This window comes from Rhodococcus sp. UNC23MFCrub1.1 (genome assembly GCF_000686025.1).
Lineage (GTDB): Bacteria > Actinomycetota > Actinomycetes > Mycobacteriales > Mycobacteriaceae > Rhodococcoides.
Genome location: NZ_JMLQ01000001.1, coordinates 105,818 through 123,671, shown reverse-complemented (window position 1 = coordinate 123,671; position 17,854 = coordinate 105,818). Strand labels below are relative to the sequence as shown.

Sequence of the window (17,854 nt, the reverse complement as noted above, 5' to 3'; positions counted from 1 at the left end):
TGGCTCGATGATCATGACGGACGGTGTGGTGGACGCCGAGGGCGTGCGGCTGCACTATCGAGATTCCGGTGGTGACGACGTGCTGGGGTCGCCCGTCGTGCTGGTGCACGGCATGGGCGGCGACGGCCACACCTGGGACGCGTTCGCGCGCACACTGGTTCGGCGGGGCCGCCGTGTCGTCGTCCCGGACCTCCGCGGGCACGGCCGCAGCGGACGCGCACGGAGTTACCTGTTCGGTGAGTTCGGCGACGACCTCGAGGCGCTCCTGGATCATCTCTCGCTGACTCGCGTCGACCTCGTCGGCCACTCCCTGGGAGGCCACGCCGCGACGCTCGTCGCCCAACGCCGTCCGACGACGGTGCGCAAGCTCGTGGTCGAGGAGGCCCCACTCCCCATCCGTCCTGGTGACGAGACCCCGTCGATCACGACGAAGTTCCCGTCCGCGCGCGAACTGTTGCACGCCACGACCAGCGTGATCCGACACCCCCGCGCCGTGCTGGCCTTCGATCGGTCGATGACCTCGTCCGCGCTCACCCAGTTCCGCGCCCCCGATCCGCTGTGGTGGGAGGCGCTGGCGCACATGGAGAGTGATGTGCTGTTGGTCGTGGGTGGTCCCACCGGCATGGTCGACCGCGCGCGCCTCGAGGCGATGACGGCGCTGGTGCCGCGCAGCCGGGTCGTCGCCGTGGACAGCGGCCACAGTGTGCATCGGGATCGGTTCGCCGAGTTCGACGCCGCGGTCGGCCCGTTCCTCGCCGAGCACCAGGAAACTCCCCGCGCCCTGTGAGGCGTCCAGAACCGACGACGTCCTCGCCGTCCCTGGCGACCACAGTCGTTACCGTCGGCGCATGACGGCACCCACCCAGCAGTTCACCGTGACCCGGACCGACGGCGAACTCGCTGCTCGGGCCCTGATGTACGCCGTGTCCGAGCTCAGCCTCATCAGGGTCACCGGCCAGGGCGGGGCCGCCTACGCGCAACTGCAGGTGTGTCCGTCGGGTGCGCGCTACCGGTCGGTCGTCGACGGGATGAGTCCACGCGCCGCGCGGGAGCTGACCAACGGATACCACGCCAACTTCCACCACCCGGTGCTCTACGCGGCGGCGCTGCGGCTGGGCGCCGTGCGGCTCGCCGAGCTGGTTCCCATGTCGCGGTCGTTGCGCGCGGTGCTCGTCGCCGCCCCGGCCGTCGCGGCCACCGCGGACATCACCGAGAACGTCGTCAACCTCTACCTCCACCGCGACACCCGCCGCATCACCGACACGACCGCGACCGTGTCGAGTGCGCTCAGCATCGTCAAGTGGGGCGGGACGGTGGGACCGTTGGCCTACATGACCGTCGGCTTCCTCCCGATCTGGGGCCGAGCCGTGCGGGACCGGTTCGCACGCGGTCGATAGGACCGCACAGCCGCCGAACGATCCGCCGGTTACCGTCGTGTCATGACCGTCACCCGGCCCCGCGCGGCGACGCTGTCGCTGCGGAGTCGCATCCGACTTCTCACGGTGAGCGTGGCGGCGCTGGCCGTCGCGATCTGCTCCTTCGTGATCTACATGGTCACCGAGGACGCTCTGCGTGCGCAGCTCGCCGATCGGGTGGGCCGGGACGCCGACAAGTTGATCGCCAGTGACTCCTCCGGACTCTCGCCCGCGGCCTTCGGTTTCGCTGCCGGACCTCGCGCGGGACGCTATCTGCAGGTGGGCATCGTCAGCGAGGACGGTGACGTGTACTCCGCGTCCGGAAGTTTCACTCCGTTCGCCTCTCCCGACGGCGTGCTGGAACCGGTGGTCGCGTCGGTGGTCGCGGGGGAGTCGGACCGCGTCGTCACCGACCTGAACGGCTACGCGGTGGCCATCGAGAAGGCGCCGAGCGGGTCGACGGTGCTGGTCGGAGAGTCCTACCGGTCGCTCGACGGGGTGATGAGTGGACTGCTCCTCATCTTCGTCACGGTGGGCGGCGCACTGGTGGTGCTGGCAGGGCTGTCGGGGTATCTGGTGGCGCGGACGGGCCTGCGCCCGGTCGGCCGACTCACCCGCGCCACGCGGCGGATCACCGAGACCGGCGACCTCAGTCCGGTGGCCGTGGTGGGTGACGACGAGCTGGCGCATCTCGCCGATCGGTTCAACGACATGCTGGCGGCCCTGCAACGCTCGCGGCTCGCACAGAACCACCTCATCGTCGACGCGGGTACCGAGCTGCTGGCGCCGCTCACCGCCTTGCGCACCAACATCGAGTTGCTCATCGAGATCGGTGACCCCGATCGTGCGCCCGCGGTGCCGCTGGATCAGGATGCGGTGGACCAACTTCGGCGCGACATCGTCGATCAGCTGGACGAGGTCGCACGCCGTATCCACCGCCTCGTCGACGAGGCGCGGGAGGCGCACACGCGGGACGGGTGAGTCAGGTGTCCGCTCGGTAGCGCGCGGGGGGACTACCCACCAGGGCGGTGAACGCCCGGATCAGATGGCTCTGATCCGCGTATCCGAGGTCGGCGGCGAGCGCCGCCCAGTCCACCGTGCCGTCGGTGTGCGCGGCACCCGCCACGTCCAGGAGTCGGCACCGCTGCACCACCCACTTGGGCCCGACGCCGACATGGTCGGCGAACTGTCTCTGCAGCGTCCGCAGGCTCACTCCCGCGCGATCCGCGAGCTGCTGCGCCCGGATGACCGTCGTGTCCGTCTCGGCCAGCTCCACGAGGTCCGCGATGTCGGCGGCCACGGGGTCGGCCGTCGCGGTCCGCTCGATCAGCCACGAGGACAGTCGGTCCACACACGTGGTGACGTCCGCGTCCGGGTCGAGGAGGAGACCGGCGAGTCGGCGATCGTCGGTGCCCAGCACGTCCGCGACGGTCCCGACCCGATCGGTCATCGAGCTCACGGGCCGGCCGAGAACGGGGCGGAAACCTGCGGGACGGAACGCTGCGGCGACCGTGCGCCCGTCGCCGACGAGGGTGCGCTGGAAGCGACGTCGCATCACGCCGTGCACCAGCAGCCGCGGAGCGCCGTCCCGAGATTCCGCCGTCAGATGGACCACCGGGCGCGGGACGACCTCCTGCACGTGCGGTTCGGGGCAGTGCCACTCCACCCACCAGAAGTAGTCGACGAGGGTCGAGAGGTCGTCGGGAGGGCGGGAGCGGCCGACGGTGATCCGACCCTCCGCACGCGCGGGGTGCAGGATCGCCGACTGCGCGCGTCGGCCTGCTCGGGTCAACGGATCCTCCGTCACGGAGCGAACCGTACCGCTCGGGCTGGCGCGTTTGTTCAAGTCACGGTGCCGATCGTGAGGGAGGCTGAGGTCATGACGACGACGCGACTGGCGATGACGACCCTGGACTGTGCCGAGGTTCCTCCGGTGGCCGAGTTCTGGGCGGCGTTCCTCGGTCTGACCCAGACGATGGGTGACGGCGAGAACTACGCCATGCTCTCTCCCGCGAACGGGGGCCCGGCGCTGGGCTTCGGCCGCGTGGACGGCTATCGCCCACCCGCCTGGCCGAACCCCGACGGGAGCAAGCAGTTCCACTTCGACATCGCAGTCGAGGACATCCCGGTGGCCGAGGCCCGTGCGATCGAGCTGGGGGCGATGCTCGCCGAGCCGCAGCCGGGCGAGACGTGGCGCGTTCTCCTCGATCCGGCCGGCCATCCGTTCTGCCTGACGGATGCCGCCAACTGGGGCTGACCACACGCGTGGTGAACTGGCATCGACAGCGATCCCCGACCGAACGGACGTCCTGTGGCCATCACCGCTCTGCTCGAACTGCGTCTCGATCCCGCCCGCCTCGAGGAGTCGCACCGCATCATCGACGAGACCCTCGTCGCCACCCGCGCGTTCGAGGGATGCCTCGGTGTCGAGGTGACGGCGGACGTGAAGGATCCGGCGCACGTCGTCATCGTCGAGAGCTGGGCCAGCGTCGAGGCCGACGCCGCCTACCGCGCGTTCCGGGCGACGCCCGAGGGTCGCAGTGAACTCGGTTCGATCGTCACCGCGGCGCCGGTGCTGACCGTGCTGGCGCCCGTTCGATGACGACGGACGCGACTCCCTCGGTGGCCTTCGTCCAGGCCACCTGGCATCGCGAACTGGTGGACCGGGTGCGCCAGGGTTTCGTGCGGGAGTTCGGGCGTGACGTGGACACCTTCGAGGTGCCCGGTGCGTTCGAGATCCCCCTGCACGCCAAGCGACTCGCGCTCACGGGCCGGTACTCGGCCGTCGTCGCGGCGGCGCTGGTGGTGGACGGCGGTATCTACCGGCACGACTTCGTCGAGACGGCCGTCATCGACGGACTCATGCGGGTGCAGCTCGACACCGATGTGCCCGTGTTCTCGGTGGTGCTGACCCCGCACCACTTCCACGAGCATGCCGACCACACGAGCTTCTTCGCGGAGCACCTCGAGAAGAAGGGTGTCGAGGCGGCGAGCGCGGTGGTGCGCACGCTCGCGTCCCTCGACTCGATCGGCCGCTAGCTGTCGGGTCGGTCCTGCCAGACCGAGGGGTCGACGAGCGCGAGCTTGGCTGGTGACCGGATCATGTCGATCCGCGACACCAGGCCCGTCGACGACACCTCGAACGAGACGACGCCGATCAACCCGTCGCCCGCCACGAGGGCGAGTCCCGTTCTGCCGTTCACACGGCACGGACGCACCCGCAGACCGTCTCCCGCCTTCGCCGCGATGCCGAGGAGGAATCTCGCGACGTGGTCGGCGCCGATCACGGGACGCCGTGCCGCCGAGACGACTCCGCCCCCGTCGCTGACGAGAACGACGTCGGGGTCCAACGTCGTCAGCAGATCGGCGAGCACTCCCGTACCGGCGGCACGGGTGAAGTCACGTACGGCGCCGGCATGCAGCTCGGGCGACACCGCGAAACGTGGAGCCCCCTCCGTCACGTGCCGTCGTGCACGAGACGCGAGCTGCCGCACGGCATTCGGAGTGCGGCCCACGATCCGCGCGATCTCGTCGAACGGGACGTCGAACACGTCGTGCAGGACCCATGTCGTGCGTTCGGCCGGGGACAGCGTCTCGAGCACCACCATGAGCGCGAAGCGCACGCTCTCGTCGAGCGTCACCCGGTCCGGCGGCGAGTCGGCCGGACCGACCAACGGCTCGGGCAACCACGGTCCCACGTACGTCTCTCGTCGCACGCGGGCCGACCGCAGCACGTCCAGTGCGGCGCGGGAGACAGCGACCACGGCCCATGCCTCGACGTCGAGAACGGGTGACGTCGCATCGGCCGCGACCAGTTTCGGCCAGCAGTCGGACACGACGTCCTCGGCGTCGGCGTGCGAACCGAGGACGGCGTAGGCGATGCGGACCAGCCGTGGGCGGACGCGGACGAAGTCGTCGGTGACACTCACCGGGTCGAGGCACCCACGCGCGCGAGCCACTGATCGAACGTCTCGTCACCGTGCGCAGCGTCCGGACCGGGAAGGAGCCCACCGTTCGCCATGCCGCGACCCCCGGCGCCCGGCAGCCGCAGGGGGAGGACGAGACGCTTCGATCCACGCGCGCGCAGCAGCCTCCGGGCAAGATCGGGTTGGTACTCCGGGCGCGGACCGGCGTACTCCACGACCGAGGTGAGCGGTGTCCCCACCGCCAGGTCGACGATGTGGGCGGCGACCTCGGCGGTGCTGACCGGCTGACTCCGCATCGTCGGGACCATCGCGACCGGACCCGGAGTCATCGCGAGAGCCTGATCGGTGAACTCGTGGAACTGCGTCGCACGGAGGATCGTCCATGGCAGCGTCGACTCGCGTACGAGCTTCTCCTGCAGACGTTTACCGGCGTAGTAGCCGTAGTCGACACGATCGCACCCCACGATGGACAACGCCACGTGGTGACGGATTCCCGCGCGCTCACCGGCGGCCAGCAACGTCGACGTGACGGCGCCGAAGAACTTCTCGGACGCGCGCGCCGACATCGTCGTGACGTTCGCGGCGTCGATCACCGCGTCGACGTCCGTCAGTGCCCGGTCGAGCTCCGGCGTCGGCCGCACGAGATCGATTCCGGCCGATCTCGCGAGTACCACGGGAGTGTGTCCTCGCGCCCGCACCTTATCCACCACGTGCCGCCCCGCTGCGCCCGTTCCGCCTGCCACTGCGATCCGCATGGCGTCATCCTTCCCTCGTGCGAGTCCTCGGTGGAACCCGTTCGAGAGTAGGACGAGAGAGAGCCGTCATCTGTGACATCACCAGTGGGCGCCGGGAACCCATCGTCCGGCCCGCCGCACGACCCGGGGCATCCGGAACTCGCGTCGGTTCTTCTTCGGTGCACGGGGACCGGACGACCACGAGCTGGTGTCGGTGATTCCCTTGGCGGCGGCACTGTCCGGATACGCCTTGTAGTACGACGCCAGCACGCGGTCCTTCGAGCGAGGCATCAGCAGGTTGCCCCACTCCGCGGCGGTTCCGGTGGGAACGTCGATGCGCTTGGGTTTCTCGATCAGTGCCCGCATCACCATCGCGGCGGCCTTCTCCGGCGTCTCGACCTTGTTGACGTTCTTGTTGCCGGTGGGGGCGATCATCGGGGTGTCCACGAGGGGCATGTGCACGGTGGTGAACGAGACACCGTCCGCCAGGGTCTCCGACGCGGCGACCGAGGTGAAGGCGTCGAGCGCCGATTTGCTCGCCACGTACGCGGCGAAGCGCGGCGGGTGGCTCTGCACCGAGGCGCTGCTGATGTTGACGATGTGGCCGTACTTCCGCTCGCGCATGTGGGGGAGCAGCGCGAGAATCAGGCGGAGTGCCCCGAAGTAGTTGACGGCCATGGTCCGCTCGAAATCGTGCAGACGGTCGGTCGACAGGGTGAGTGAGCGCCGGATCGATCTGCCCGCGTTGTTGACGAGCATGTCGACGTGGTCGTGGTCGCGCAGGATCGCGGCCACGGTCTCGGCGACGGACGCGTCGTCGGTGATGTCGCAGACGTAGCCGTGCGCGTCGCCGCCGGTCGCCCGAATCTCCTCCACGACGGCCGCCAGCTTGGCCTCGTCGCGGGCGACGATGATGACGCGCGCGCCCTTGCGGGCCGCAGCGAAGGCAGAGGCCTTGCCGATACCCGAGGAACCGCCGGTGATGACGACGTGTCGGTCGACCAGTGGCCCGGCCGGATCGTCGCGTCGCGCCCGGTACGGGTCGAGATGCGCACGCCAGTACGACCACAGTGCGGGTGCGTACGTGCGGAACTCCGGTACGCGCGCCGCGTTCTCGCCCATCGCCTCGTTCAGTGCGGCACGGGTGAGGGTCGAGTCGAATCGGGTGGGCAGCGTGAGGTGCTCGGCCATGACGGGCGGGATGTCGTAGTTCTCGAACACCGCGTCGCGGGCGGCGACGACATGACGATTGGTCGAGCGCAGCAGCGGCGTGACGACAGAGCCGGGAATGCTCCCCACGGCGCGGGGTGCGCCGGCCGCGTCGGCGAGAGCGGAGTAGATCTCCCGCATCGGTTGCGGACGCGGGTTGACGAGGTGGAACACGCGGCCGTCGAGATCCGGGGCGTGCAGGAGGGCGACCAGCGCGTCGGCGACGTGGTCGACCGGGACGATGTTGGTCGCGCCGAGTGCGGGCACCGTCATCGGCAGGGCCGAGGGCAACTCGGCGAGGAGGGAGATGAGCCGGAAGAGGTAGTACGGGCCGTCGATCTTGTCGATCTCGCCGGTGGTCGAGTCACCGACCACTGCTGCCGGTCGGTAGACCCGCCAGGTGAGGCCCGGAGTCGCGCGGACCAGCTTCTCCGCCTCGAACTTGGTGCGGTGGTACGGCGTCGGGAAGTTCTGACCGAGGTCGAGGTCGTTCTCGGTGAACACCCCTCGATGGTCTCCGGCCACCGCGATGGACGACACGTGATGCAGGGTGGCGCCGAGTGACCGGGCGAGTTCGGCGACTGCGGCCGTTCCCTGCACGTTGGTCGATTCTTGGTCCTCGCCGGCGGTCAGGTCGTAGATCGCGCCGAGATGGATCACGTGGTCGACCGCTGTCAGAGCGGACAGTGCTGAGTCGTCGATGCCGAGACCGGGTCGCTCGAGATCGCCGATCAGCGGGCGAACGCGGTGACCGGACGACTCCGCGACGCCGCTCAGGCGGTGTTCCGAGGTCGGTCGCACGAGAACGTGGACCACAGCGTTGGCGTCGCGTTCGACCAGCCGGCGCACCACGGCCCGGCCGAGGAATCCTGTGCCACCGGTGACCACGTAAGTACTCATGCGCGGACCTTACCGCGGAGTAAGTACCGGCGGTATCAGTGACCGATGCCGACTTTTTCGTGCACCTTCTTCATCCACGCGGGTGCCCACCAGTTGGCCTCGCCCATGAGCTTGACCAGCGACGGGACCAGCAGCATACGGATGATCGTGGCGTCGATGATCAACGCCAGAATCATGCCGACACCCAGGAATCGCATGATGGACAGTCCTGACATCGAGAACGCCCCCGTCACGATGATCAGGATCAACGCCGCCGCGGTCACGATGCGGCCGGTCCGCTGGGCGCCGATCAGCACCGCCTCCTCGGTGGTGGCGCCGGCGGTGCGCGCCTCCACCATGCGGGACATAAGGAACACCTCGTAGTCGGTGGACAGCCCGAACACGACAGCGAGGATGAGAACCACGAAGGTCGCCTCCAGCGGTGCCGGTGTGACGCCGAGCAGGCCCGCCCCGTGACCCTCCTGGAAGATGAACGTCAGAGCTCCGAACGTCGCCGCCATGCTCAGTCCCGCCATCGCGACTGCCTTGATCGGCAGCACCACCGAGCCGAACGCCAGGAACAGCAGGATCAGCGTCGACACCACCATGATGGTGAGCATCACCGGCAGCCAGTTCACGATGGCGTTGTTGCCGTCGAGGACCAGGGCCGCCGCTCCGCCCACCGTCAGGTCGGTTCCGTCGGGTGCCGGAATCGCGCGGAGTTGCTGCACCACATCCTGTTGCGCTTCCTGGGACACGTCCGACGAGAACGTCGCGTTGATGACCACGAAGTCGCCGCTGGCCGTGCCGAACTGGACGTTCGCGATACCGCTCACCGCGCGAGCAGCCGTCGTGACCGCGTTGATGGCGGGGCCGTCCGGCCGCGCCGACTCTCCGTCCAACACGATGGTGGCGCTGTCGCCGGTGCTGCTGAAGTCGGAGGACAGGGTCTCGAACGCGATACGCGCGGGATCGTCGGCGGGGAGCGCGGTGTAGGACACCTCGCCCAACTGAGCCTTGACCAGCGGTGCGGCGACGACCAGCAGGCCGACGATGATGAGGGTGGCGACGGTGATGGGGCGCTTCATCACCTTCGTGACAACGCCGCCCCAGAACTTGTGTGCGCGTGCATCTCCGCGATCCGAGGCGGTCCTCGACCACGTGATGGCATTGATGCGGTGACCCAGCATGGCGAGGACGGCCGGTACAGCCGTCAACGACAGCAGAGCCGCACATCCGACGGCCGCCATCGCGCCGAAGCCGAGGGATCGGATGATGGCCTGCGGGAAGACGAGCATCCCCGCGAAGGCGCAGATGAGCAGCAGACCGGAGAAGACGATGGTGCGCCCGGCGGTGAGCATCGTGCGTCGTGCGGCCTCGTGGGACGTGGCTCCGCCCCTGAGTTCCTCGCGGAACCTGCTGACGATGAAGAGGCCGTAATCGATGGCGAGTCCGAGACCCAGCAGGCTGGCGACGTTGACGGCGAAGGAACTGATCTCGGTGAACGTGGTGAAGATGCGCAGGACGGTCAGCGCGCCGGCCACCGAGAGCGCTCCCACGATCACGGGCACTGCGGCGGCCACGACGCCGCCGAAGATGACGACCAGAAGAATCAGCGTGATCGGGATGGCGATGATCTCGGCACGGACCAAGTCTTCCTGGAGCTGGGTGTTGAAGGAGACGCCGGCGACGGAGGCGCCCGCGAACTGCGTGTCGATGCCGGCGACCTCGAGCTTGGGGAGCAACTCCGAGAACGACGCGACCGTGATGCCGCTGGCGTCGCCGAGGGTGACGGTCGCGAGTCCCTTCGTGCCGTCCTTGCTCTCCAGGAACGGCTTCTGCACCGGTCCGGCCGTCCAGTAGGAGGTGATGTCGTTCGGACCCACCTCCGCCCGGAACGCGTCGAGCACCGGCGTGACGTCCGCGCCGATGTCGTCGAGTGTGCGGCCGTCGGGCGCGGAGTAGATGACGATGATGTCCGGGGCGGCGGTTCCCAGGCCCTGGATCTGTCGGGCGACCTGCACGGCCTCGCTGCCGGGATCCTCGTATCCGCCTTGGCTGAGGCTGCCGAAGACCCCGAGTCCCCACGTGGCACCTGCCAGAACGATGACGATCGCGGCGGTCAGGACCCACCGTGCCCGCGACACCACGAACGAAGCCCAGCGAGTCACAGAAAATCCCCATCTCGGTCAGGTCGAGCATCGACGGTCGTCTGTGACTGTAGTGAACTGTCATGGGGAAGCTCTGAGAGCGGGCGCGGGAGTGACGGTCGCCTCCTCCTCACTCGGACACGACGGACGCGATCACTCCAACCCGGCCAGGTCGACGTCCACCCTCGACGGAGGTCGCAGTGCGGTGGTCGTCGCCCATCCGCGGGCGACGAGGCCGGCGTCGCTGTCGTCGTCGTCCCGCGCGTGGATGGCGTCGAAGCGGACGGTGACGAACTCGTCGTCGGTGTCGCCGATCTCCGCCTGGACGGCGCCGAAGGCCGCGAGGTCGGCCTGGCGGATGCCGCGGAGTTCCGATGGTGCGACCGGAGGGATGTTGACGTTGAGGACCCAGTCCGCCGCACCGTGGTCGACGAACCAGTCGAGTGCGCGCCGGGCCACGAGGTGGGCGGTGTCCCAGCTCGGCGCGCCCGAGGCGACCTCACGGTCGATCCGGTCGTGGATGTCGCCAGGCGCGGCGAGAGACGCCGTGTCGAGGCCGGCGAGGGACAGGGCCATCGCCGGAACCCCGTGGGTGGACGCGGTGAGGGCCGCCCCCACGGTGCCGGAGTGCAGGACGGCGGAGCCGGTGTTCGGACCGTGATTGATGCCGGACAGCAGGATGTCCGGCCGTGGACCGAAGGCTCCGCGCGTCGCGACGAACGCGATCATGGCGGGCGAGGCCTGCACGGCGAACGCGTCGACATCGAGATCGGCGATCGACGCGCGGGAGAGTACGAGCTGGTCGCGGTTCTGCAGCGCAGACAGCGACGCACTCGCACCGCTGCGCTCCTCGTGCGGCGCCGCCACCACGACGTCGTGACCGGCCTCGAGGGCGACCCGAGCGAGCACGGCGATCCCGTGGCTGTCGATTCCGTCGTCGTTCGTGATGAGCACGCGCACGTGTGCCTCCTGCGAGTGGGTGCAGCCGGTCAGGACGAGAAGGGGCGTACCTCGACCGTCGACATGATGGTCTCGACGAGCCCCAGCTGTCCTGTACCCAGTCCGCGGCGGGTCACGTTGGCGGTGCCGGCGGCGCCGCCGAGGGCGAGTGCCTCCTCGATGGACATGCCGCGGGCGAGTCCGGTGGCGATGCCGGCGCTCATGGAGTCGCCCGCACCGTGGTGGTCCGTCTGCTCCAGGTCGGGAGTGACCACCTCGAGCACCGTGCCGTCGACGAGGGCGAGCGCCGGGTCCGCTGCGCGGGAGAGAACCACGATGTCGGCACCCTCGTCGTGCAGGGAGCGCATCGCCTCGATGAGGGCGTCCGGGTCCTCCGACTCCGCGCGCCCGTCCTCGATGAGGTCCTCGTGGCTCATCTTGAGCACGGTGAGACCGCCCTGTAGAGCCGCCGTCGCGGTCGGTCCGGACAGATCTGCGACGACGGGCTTCGACAGCGATCGCAGATCTGTCGTGAGCCGTCGATAGAAGTCTGCGGGTACCACCGACTCGGTGTGCGGGCCCCCCAGCAGCACGATGTCGGACGAGGCTCCGGACTCGAGGGTGATCCCGTAGAGATCGTCGAGCGCGTGCCGGGCCAGGTGCGGGGGATCGATCGTCGCCACCTCGGTGCGGTCGCCGTCGCGCCGGTCGTGGATGTAGGACCCGGATTCGTCACCGATGTCCACGGCACGCACGGTGATGCCCTCGCGGTGGATCAGATCGCGCAGCACGCCGCCGCTCTCGCCGCCGAACGCACCGGTCAGCGTCACGTCCATGCCGAGGTTGGTGGCCATGCGGGCGATCCAGTGGCCCTGGCCGCCGGCGTGCACGTGGAGTTCGGTGTCGCCGTTCGGTGCTGCGTCCAGGGTGATGGTGAGCAGCGGGGACGGCGCGAAGACGGTGGCGGTGGGCGCGTGTTCGGCAGTCGACATCGCCGTGATGTGCCCGATTCGTCCGTTCCCCAAACCCGCCGTCGAACGGTCGACAGGTCAGCTGCCGAAGGCGTCCGCGAGGTCGTCGAGCGACGGGAATGCCTGTTCCGGTGCTGCCTCGGGCACCGTGAAGACCGTCGACGCCTGCTGGACCGTGTACACGGTCCAGGGCAACACCGTGGCCATGTACTCAGCGAAACCGGGGTAGTCGGACACCCACATCGCCTCGGTCGCGTCGCCGTCCCGGAGTGCGCACGTCGCCAGCACGACGTACGAGCCGGGAGGAACGTCGGACACCGTCTGGGTCGACGTGCCGGGCTCGATGTCACCGCCGTCGTAGAGGGTCTGCCCGGGTCCGAGAATGTCTTCCAGCGGCGGCAGAACGCCGTCCGGTGCGGGTGCCAACGACGTGGCACAGCTAAGGGTGCCGTCGGCAGCAGAGGTGATGGTGTTGGTGACGGACGTGCCGTCGACAGCGAACGAGTAGGTGACGTCGGTGGGTTCCGCCGCGGCAGCGAGACCGGGAGTGGCGAGGGCCAGGGGAATCGCTGCTGCAGTGCCGAGAAGGGTTCGGGTGAGCATTCGCACGGCATGTCCTCTTCGTCGTCGATGGTCGCTTCCAGAGGAAGTGTGCAACGGAAGCGGACCATTCGGCACCTTTCGTACCGGGTGTCCCCGTGGGGGTGTGGTTACGGGCGAGACCACGGTTTCCGTCGACTTGCCGTCGGAGTGGAGGTGGTGGTCCAATGGGAACATACGTTCGAAGAGTGGGGGTGCGTCATGGGCTGGAACGACGGGCCGCCCACGTGGACCGAGATGGAGCGTCTGCTCTCGGGAAAGCCCCGCGTCATCGATCCGCTCGCGATGGGCGACGGCGGTGACAGTCCGGCGTGGTCGCGCAAGCGTGATCCCTACGAGGGTGCGGTGGTGCGGCCGCGTGACACCGTTCCCTACGCGGAACTGCACGCCCACTCGTCCTTCAGCTTTCTCGACGGAGCCTCCCAGCCGGAGGAAATGGTCGAGGAGGCCGTACGGCTGGGTCTGGACGCCATCGCGCTGACCGATCACGACGGCATGTACGGCGTCGTGCGGTTCGCGGAGGCGGCACGCGAGTTGGAGATGAAGACCGTCTTCGGGTCCGAGTTGTCGCTCGGTGACCCGGGTATGCCGACCGAATCACGCACCGGCGCAGCCGATCCGGACGGAACTCATCTGCTGGTACTCGCTCGCGGGCAGGAAGGCTACCGACGGCTCTCCCGGGAGATCGCCACCGCGCATCTCGCCGGGGGCGAAAAGGGGCGTCCGCGCTACGACATCGATGCGCTGGCCGAGGCGGCTGGAGGGCACTGGCAGATCCTGACGGGGTGCCGGAAGGGCAGTGTGCGACGTGCGCTGACCGAGAGCGGGCCGGCGGCGGCAGAGCAGGCACTACGCGAACTCGTCGATAGGTTCGGTCGGGACCGGGTCACGGTGGAGCTGACCCGTCAGGGAATCGCGGAGGACGACGACCGCAACGACGTGCTCGCGGAACTGGCCGAGCGGTTGTCGCTCCCGGTCATCGCGACGACGTCGGCGCACTTCGCGCGGCCGAGTCGGCGCCGACTCGCGATGGCCATGGCAGCGGTCCGTGCGCGGCGCAGCCTCGACGACGCGTCGGGCTGGCTTCCGCCGCTGGGTGGGACGCACCTGCGCTCCGGCGCAGAAATGGCGCAGCTGTTCTCGGCGTATCCCACCGCCGTGTCCCACGCCGCGGCGCTGGGGGAGGAGTGCGCGTTCGACCTGCACCTCATCGCGCCGCAGCTGCCGCCGTTCGACGTGCCGGAGGGCCACACCGAGATCACGTGGCTCCACGAGCTGACGATGCGCGGTGCCGAGCGACGCTACGGTCGACGCGAGGACGAACCTGCGGCCTACGCCCAGATCGACCGCGAACTCGCCGTCATCACCGAACTCGACTTCCCCGGCTACTTCCTGGTGGTCCACGACATCGTCGACTTCTGCAAGAGGGCCGACATCCTGTGTCAGGGGCGAGGATCCGCGGCCAACTCCGCTGTCTGCTACGCGATCGGCATCACCAACGTCGACCCGGTGCGCAACGGTCTGCTGTTCGAGCGGTTCCTCTCCGTCGAGCGCGACGGCCCGCCGGACATCGACGTGGACATCGAGTCCGACCGTCGGGAAGAGGCCATCCAGCACGTCTACGCCAAGTACGGCCGCGACTACGCGGCACAGGTGGCCAACGTCATCACCTACCGCGGGAAGTCGTCGGTACGCGACATGGCGAAGGCGCTGGGGGCATCGCAGGGTCAGCAGGACGCGTGGAGCAAGCAGATCACCCGCTGGTCGGGGGTGCCGGGGCGAGACCTGTCCGCCGAGGCCCGCGAGACCACCATCCCGCTCCCGGTGCTCGAACTCGCCGCGCAGATCGAGAACTTCCCACGGCATCTCGGCATCCACTCCGGCGGCATGGTGATCTGCGATCGGCCGATCGCCGACGTGTGCCCCGTCGAGTGGGCGCGCATGGAGAACCGCACCGTGCTGCAGTGGGACAAGGACGACTGTGCCGCAGTGGGTCTGGTGAAGTTCGACATGCTCGGGCTCGGCATGCTCTCGGCGCTGCACTACATGATCGACCTGGTGAAGGAGCACAAGGGACTGCACGTCGATCTCGCCGAACTCGACCTCGGCGAGGCCGCGGTCTACGAGATGCTGCAGCGCGCGGATTCGGTCGGGGTGTTCCAGGTGGAGTCGCGGGCCCAGATGGCGACGCTTCCTCGCCTCAAGCCGCGGGAGTTCTACGACCTCGTCGTCGAGGTGGCCCTCATCAGACCCGGACCCATCCAGGGACATTCGGTGCACCCGTACGTCCGGCGCCGCAACGGACTCGAGCCCGTCACCTTCGATCACCCGTCGCTCGAGCGGGCACTCGAACGCACTCTCGGCGTACCGCTGTTCCAGGAGCAGCTGATGCAGATGGCCGTCGACGTCGCCGGGTTCTCGGCCACCGAGGCGGACCAACTGCGTCGGGCCATGGGGTCCAAGCGCAGTCCGGAGAAGATGGACCGCATGCGGCAACGCTTCTACGACGGGATGCGCGACCTGCACGGCATCACCGGCGCGAAGGCCGACCGCATCTTCGACAAGCTCTACGCCTTCGCCAATTTCGGCTTCCCCGAGAGTCATTCGCAGAGTTTCGCGTCGCTGGTCTTCTACTCGTCGTGGTTCAAACTGCACCACCCGGCCGCGTTCTGTGCCGGGCTGCTCCGCGCGCAACCCATGGGTTTCTACTCGCCGCAATCGTTGGTGGCCGACGCTCGACGGCACGGTGTCCTGGTGCACGGGCCCGACGTCCGTGCCAGTCTCGCCCACGCCACCGTGGAGAACAACGGCCTCGAGGTGCGCCTGGGATTGTCGGACGTGCGGTCCATCGGGACGGCGTTGGCCGAGAAGATCGTGGCAGCGCGGGAGTCCGGCGGGCAGTTCACGTCTCTGCTCGATCTCACCGGACGTGTCGAACTCTCCGTCACGCAAGCAGAGTCGCTGGCCACCGCCGGCGCCCTGGCGTGTTTCGGTGTGACACGTCGAGAGGCGCTGTGGGCAGCCGGGGCCGCCGCAGCCGAACGCCCCGATCGACTCCCGGCACTGGGTGCGTCCACCCGGGCGCCGTCGCTGCCGGGAATGAGTGCGTGGGAGTTGGCCGCCGCGGACATCTGGGCCACCGGTGTCTCGCCCGACAGCTACCCCACCCAGTTCCTGCGCGAGCGGCTCGACGAGATGGATGTCGTCCCCGCCGACCGCCTGCTGTCGGTGGTCGACGGAGATCGGGTGCTCGTGGCCGGCGCGGTCACCCACCGCCAACGTCCGGCCACCGCGGCGGGCGTCACGTTCATCAACCTCGAGGACGAGACCGGGATGATCAACGTGGTGTGCTCGGTGGGACTGTGGCAGAAGTACCGCTCCGCGGCGCAGTTGTCGCAGGCCCTGTTCATCCGCGGCATCGTGCAGAACGCCGAGGGGGTGGTGACGCTGGTGGCCGACAAACTCGAGACCCTCGACCTCCGCGTCCTCCTGCGTTCGCGAGACTTCCGCTGATCCTGCGGTCTGTCCCGACCGTCAGACGCTGCCCTCGAAGTCGTATTGACGCCACGCCTCGTAGACCACGACCGACGCGGCGTTGGTGATGTTCATCGACCGGCGCCCCGCCAACATCGGGATGCGTAGGCGGTCGGTCACGTGCTCGTCGGCCAGTACCTCCGGTGCGAGGCCGGTGGGCTCGGGCCCGAACAGCAGCACGTCGCCGGGCCGGTAGGACACCGACGCGTAGGACGTGGTGGCATGGGCGGTGAAGGCGAAGACCCGCTCGGGCGCGAGGGTGTCCCACGCCGCCTCGAGGTTCGGGTGCACCGTGACCGACGCCAGGTCGTGGTAGTCGAGACCGGCGCGCCGCAGCTTGGGCTCGGACAGGTCGAAGCCGAGCGGTTCGATCAGGTGCAGCTCACACCCCGTACCGGCGACGAGGCGGATGGCGTTTCCCGTGTTCTGCGGGATACGCGGTTCGTGGAACATCAGACGGAACACCTGATCAGACTGCCACGTCCCACCCGCCTGCCCGAGCGTGGGAAACTGTGCGGTGTGACCGCAACGCGACTGGACGGCAAACTCACCCGCGACGAGATCTTCGTCGACCTCACCGCGCGGGTCACCGCACTGCGCGAGCGTGGGATCACCCCCGGCTTGGGGACGGTGCTGGTCGGTGACGATCCGGGCTCCGCTGCCTACGTGCGCGGCAAGCACAACGACTGCGCCAAGGTGGGCATCGCCTCCATCCGGCGCGACCTCCCGGCGGACGTGTCCAGCGACGAGCTCGACGCCGTCATCGACGGGCTGAACGCCGACCCGGCCTGCACCGGCTACATCGTGCAGCTCCCGCTGCCGAAGCACCTGGACGAGAACCGCGCTCTCGAACGCGTGAACCCCGAGAAGGACGCCGACGGCCTGCATCCCGTCAACCTCGGCCGACTGGTCCTGGGCGAGGACTCCACCCTCCCGTGCACTCCCCGCGGCATCGTGCACCTGCTGCGTCGCTACGACGTCCCCATCGCCGGTGCCCATGTGGTCGTCGTCGGACGCGGCGTGACCGTCGGCCGGCCTCTCGGGCTCATCCTCACGCGCCGCTCCGAGAACGCCACCGTGACGCTGTGCCACACCGGTACCCGTGACCTGGCCACCGAGGTGCGGCGCGCGGACATCGTCGTCGCCGGTGCCGGCGTCGTCGGACTGATCACCCCGGACATGGTCAAGCCCGGTGCCGCGGTCATCGACGTCGGCGTCTCACGCACCGACGACGGGCTGAAGGGCGACGTGGCCGACGGTGTCGACGAGGTCGCCGGCTTCCTGTCCCCGAATCCCGGCGGCGTCGGACCCCTCACGCGCGCCTTCCTGCTGAGCAACGTCGTCGAGCGCGCGGAGCGCATGCTGGCCGCATCGGAGTCGGTCTCGTCATGAGCGGGAAGGCCGGAGGCCGGTCGGTGACGGGCGGGAAGGCCGGAGGCCGGTCGGTGACGGGCGGGAAGGCCGGAGGCCGGCCGTTCGTGAGAAAGCCGACGCGGC

Annotated in this window: 17 protein-coding genes; 8 read left to right on the top strand and 9 right to left on the bottom strand. The window is 69.0% G+C overall.

The window, feature by feature from the left end; all coding sequences use genetic code 11:
* Positions 1–7: 7 nt before the first annotated feature.
* The 3 genes from BR07_RS0100545 to BR07_RS0100535 all read left to right on the top strand — a co-directional run bounded on the left by BR07_RS0100545 (position 8) and on the right by BR07_RS0100535 (position 2,396).
* Positions 8–787, top strand: coding sequence for an alpha/beta fold hydrolase (locus BR07_RS0100545; protein ID WP_027503776.1), 780 nt, complete (start codon positions 8–10; stop codon positions 785–787).
* A 61-nt stretch (positions 788–848) separates the two neighbouring features.
* Entirely contained in the window at positions 849–1,397 is a 549-nt protein-coding gene (locus tag BR07_RS22675) for a hypothetical protein (protein WP_051612916.1), read from the top strand.
* A 42-nt stretch (positions 1,398–1,439) separates the two neighbouring features.
* A complete protein-coding gene (locus tag BR07_RS0100535; RefSeq protein ID WP_027503775.1) occupies positions 1,440–2,396 on the top strand; it encodes a sensor histidine kinase in 957 nt (318 codons plus the stop codon).
* Between the two features lies 1 nt (position 2,397).
* On the opposite strand, the gene BR07_RS0100530 is transcribed toward BR07_RS0100535, so the two are convergent.
* On the bottom strand, positions 2,398–3,222 hold the full coding sequence (locus BR07_RS0100530) for a helix-turn-helix domain-containing protein (protein WP_051612915.1): 825 nt from the start codon (positions 3,220–3,222) through the stop codon (positions 2,398–2,400).
* A 72-nt stretch (positions 3,223–3,294) separates the two neighbouring features.
* On the opposite strand from BR07_RS0100530, the gene BR07_RS27235 reads away from it, so the two are divergent.
* Genes BR07_RS27235 through BR07_RS0100515 form a run of 3 tightly spaced genes read left to right on the top strand, consistent with a single transcriptional unit; the run spans position 3,295 to position 4,454 of the window.
* Positions 3,295–3,672: a VOC family protein gene (locus tag BR07_RS27235; RefSeq protein WP_027503773.1), complete on the top strand. Its 378-nt coding sequence runs from the start codon at positions 3,295–3,297 to the stop codon at positions 3,670–3,672.
* 54 nt (positions 3,673–3,726) lie between these two features.
* Positions 3,727–4,017, top strand: coding sequence for a putative quinol monooxygenase (locus tag BR07_RS0100520; RefSeq protein WP_027503772.1), 291 nt, complete (start codon positions 3,727–3,729; stop codon positions 4,015–4,017).
* On the top strand, positions 4,014–4,454 hold the full coding sequence (locus tag BR07_RS0100515; protein ID WP_027503771.1) for a 6,7-dimethyl-8-ribityllumazine synthase: 441 nt from the start codon (positions 4,014–4,016) through the stop codon (positions 4,452–4,454). Before BR07_RS0100520 ends, BR07_RS0100515 begins: the two co-directional genes overlap by 4 nt.
* Here the strand turns inward: BR07_RS0100515 and sigJ are convergent.
* From sigJ to BR07_RS0100480, 7 genes are all read right to left on the bottom strand, one after another.
* Positions 4,451–5,344, bottom strand: a complete 894-nt coding sequence (gene sigJ, locus BR07_RS22670) for an RNA polymerase sigma factor SigJ (protein WP_051613034.1) — start codon at positions 5,342–5,344, stop codon at positions 4,451–4,453. The genes BR07_RS0100515 and sigJ overlap by 4 nt on opposite strands.
* The gene (locus BR07_RS0100505; protein ID WP_027503770.1) at positions 5,341–6,096 is read right to left on the bottom strand and encodes an SDR family oxidoreductase; all 756 of its coding nucleotides are present in this window, start codon (positions 6,094–6,096) and stop codon (positions 5,341–5,343) included. The genes sigJ and BR07_RS0100505 overlap by 4 nt, the downstream gene beginning before the upstream one ends.
* Before the next feature lie 78 nt (positions 6,097–6,174).
* The gene (locus BR07_RS0100500) at positions 6,175–8,184 is read right to left on the bottom strand and encodes an SDR family oxidoreductase (RefSeq protein ID WP_027503769.1); all 2,010 of its coding nucleotides are present in this window, start codon (positions 8,182–8,184) and stop codon (positions 6,175–6,177) included.
* A gap of 35 nt (positions 8,185–8,219) precedes the next feature.
* Complete coding sequence (locus BR07_RS0100495) at positions 8,220–10,334, bottom strand: MMPL family transporter (protein WP_027503768.1); 2,115 nt, start codon at positions 10,332–10,334, stop codon at positions 8,220–8,222.
* A gap of 132 nt (positions 10,335–10,466) precedes the next feature.
* Positions 10,467–11,273: a 5'/3'-nucleotidase SurE gene (surE, locus tag BR07_RS22665; protein WP_037183812.1), complete on the bottom strand. Its 807-nt coding sequence runs from the start codon at positions 11,271–11,273 to the stop codon at positions 10,467–10,469.
* A 29-nt stretch (positions 11,274–11,302) separates the two neighbouring features.
* Positions 11,303–12,244 (bottom strand): 1-phosphofructokinase family hexose kinase, encoded by a 942-nt coding sequence (locus tag BR07_RS0100485; protein WP_027503767.1) that lies wholly within the window; start codon positions 12,242–12,244, stop codon positions 11,303–11,305.
* Positions 12,245–12,301: 57 nt separating this feature from the next.
* The gene (locus BR07_RS0100480) at positions 12,302–12,826 is read right to left on the bottom strand and encodes a hypothetical protein (protein WP_331280436.1); all 525 of its coding nucleotides are present in this window, start codon (positions 12,824–12,826) and stop codon (positions 12,302–12,304) included.
* 198 nt (positions 12,827–13,024) lie between these two features.
* Here BR07_RS0100480 and BR07_RS0100475 point away from each other — a divergent pair, with 198 nt between their 5' ends.
* Positions 13,025–16,336, top strand: a complete 3,312-nt coding sequence (locus BR07_RS0100475) for an error-prone DNA polymerase (RefSeq protein ID WP_027503765.1) — start codon at positions 13,025–13,027, stop codon at positions 16,334–16,336.
* Between the two features lie 21 nt (positions 16,337–16,357).
* On the opposite strand, the gene BR07_RS0100470 is transcribed toward BR07_RS0100475, so the two are convergent.
* On the bottom strand, positions 16,358–16,822 hold the full coding sequence (locus tag BR07_RS0100470; RefSeq protein ID WP_027503764.1) for a tRNA (cytidine(34)-2'-O)-methyltransferase: 465 nt from the start codon (positions 16,820–16,822) through the stop codon (positions 16,358–16,360).
* Positions 16,823–16,876: 54 nt separating this feature from the next.
* On the opposite strand from BR07_RS0100470, the gene BR07_RS0100465 reads away from it, so the two are divergent.
* On the top strand, positions 16,877–17,749 hold the full coding sequence (locus BR07_RS0100465; RefSeq protein ID WP_027503763.1) for a bifunctional methylenetetrahydrofolate dehydrogenase/methenyltetrahydrofolate cyclohydrolase: 873 nt from the start codon (positions 16,877–16,879) through the stop codon (positions 17,747–17,749).
* The last annotated feature ends 105 nt before the right edge of the window (positions 17,750–17,854 follow it).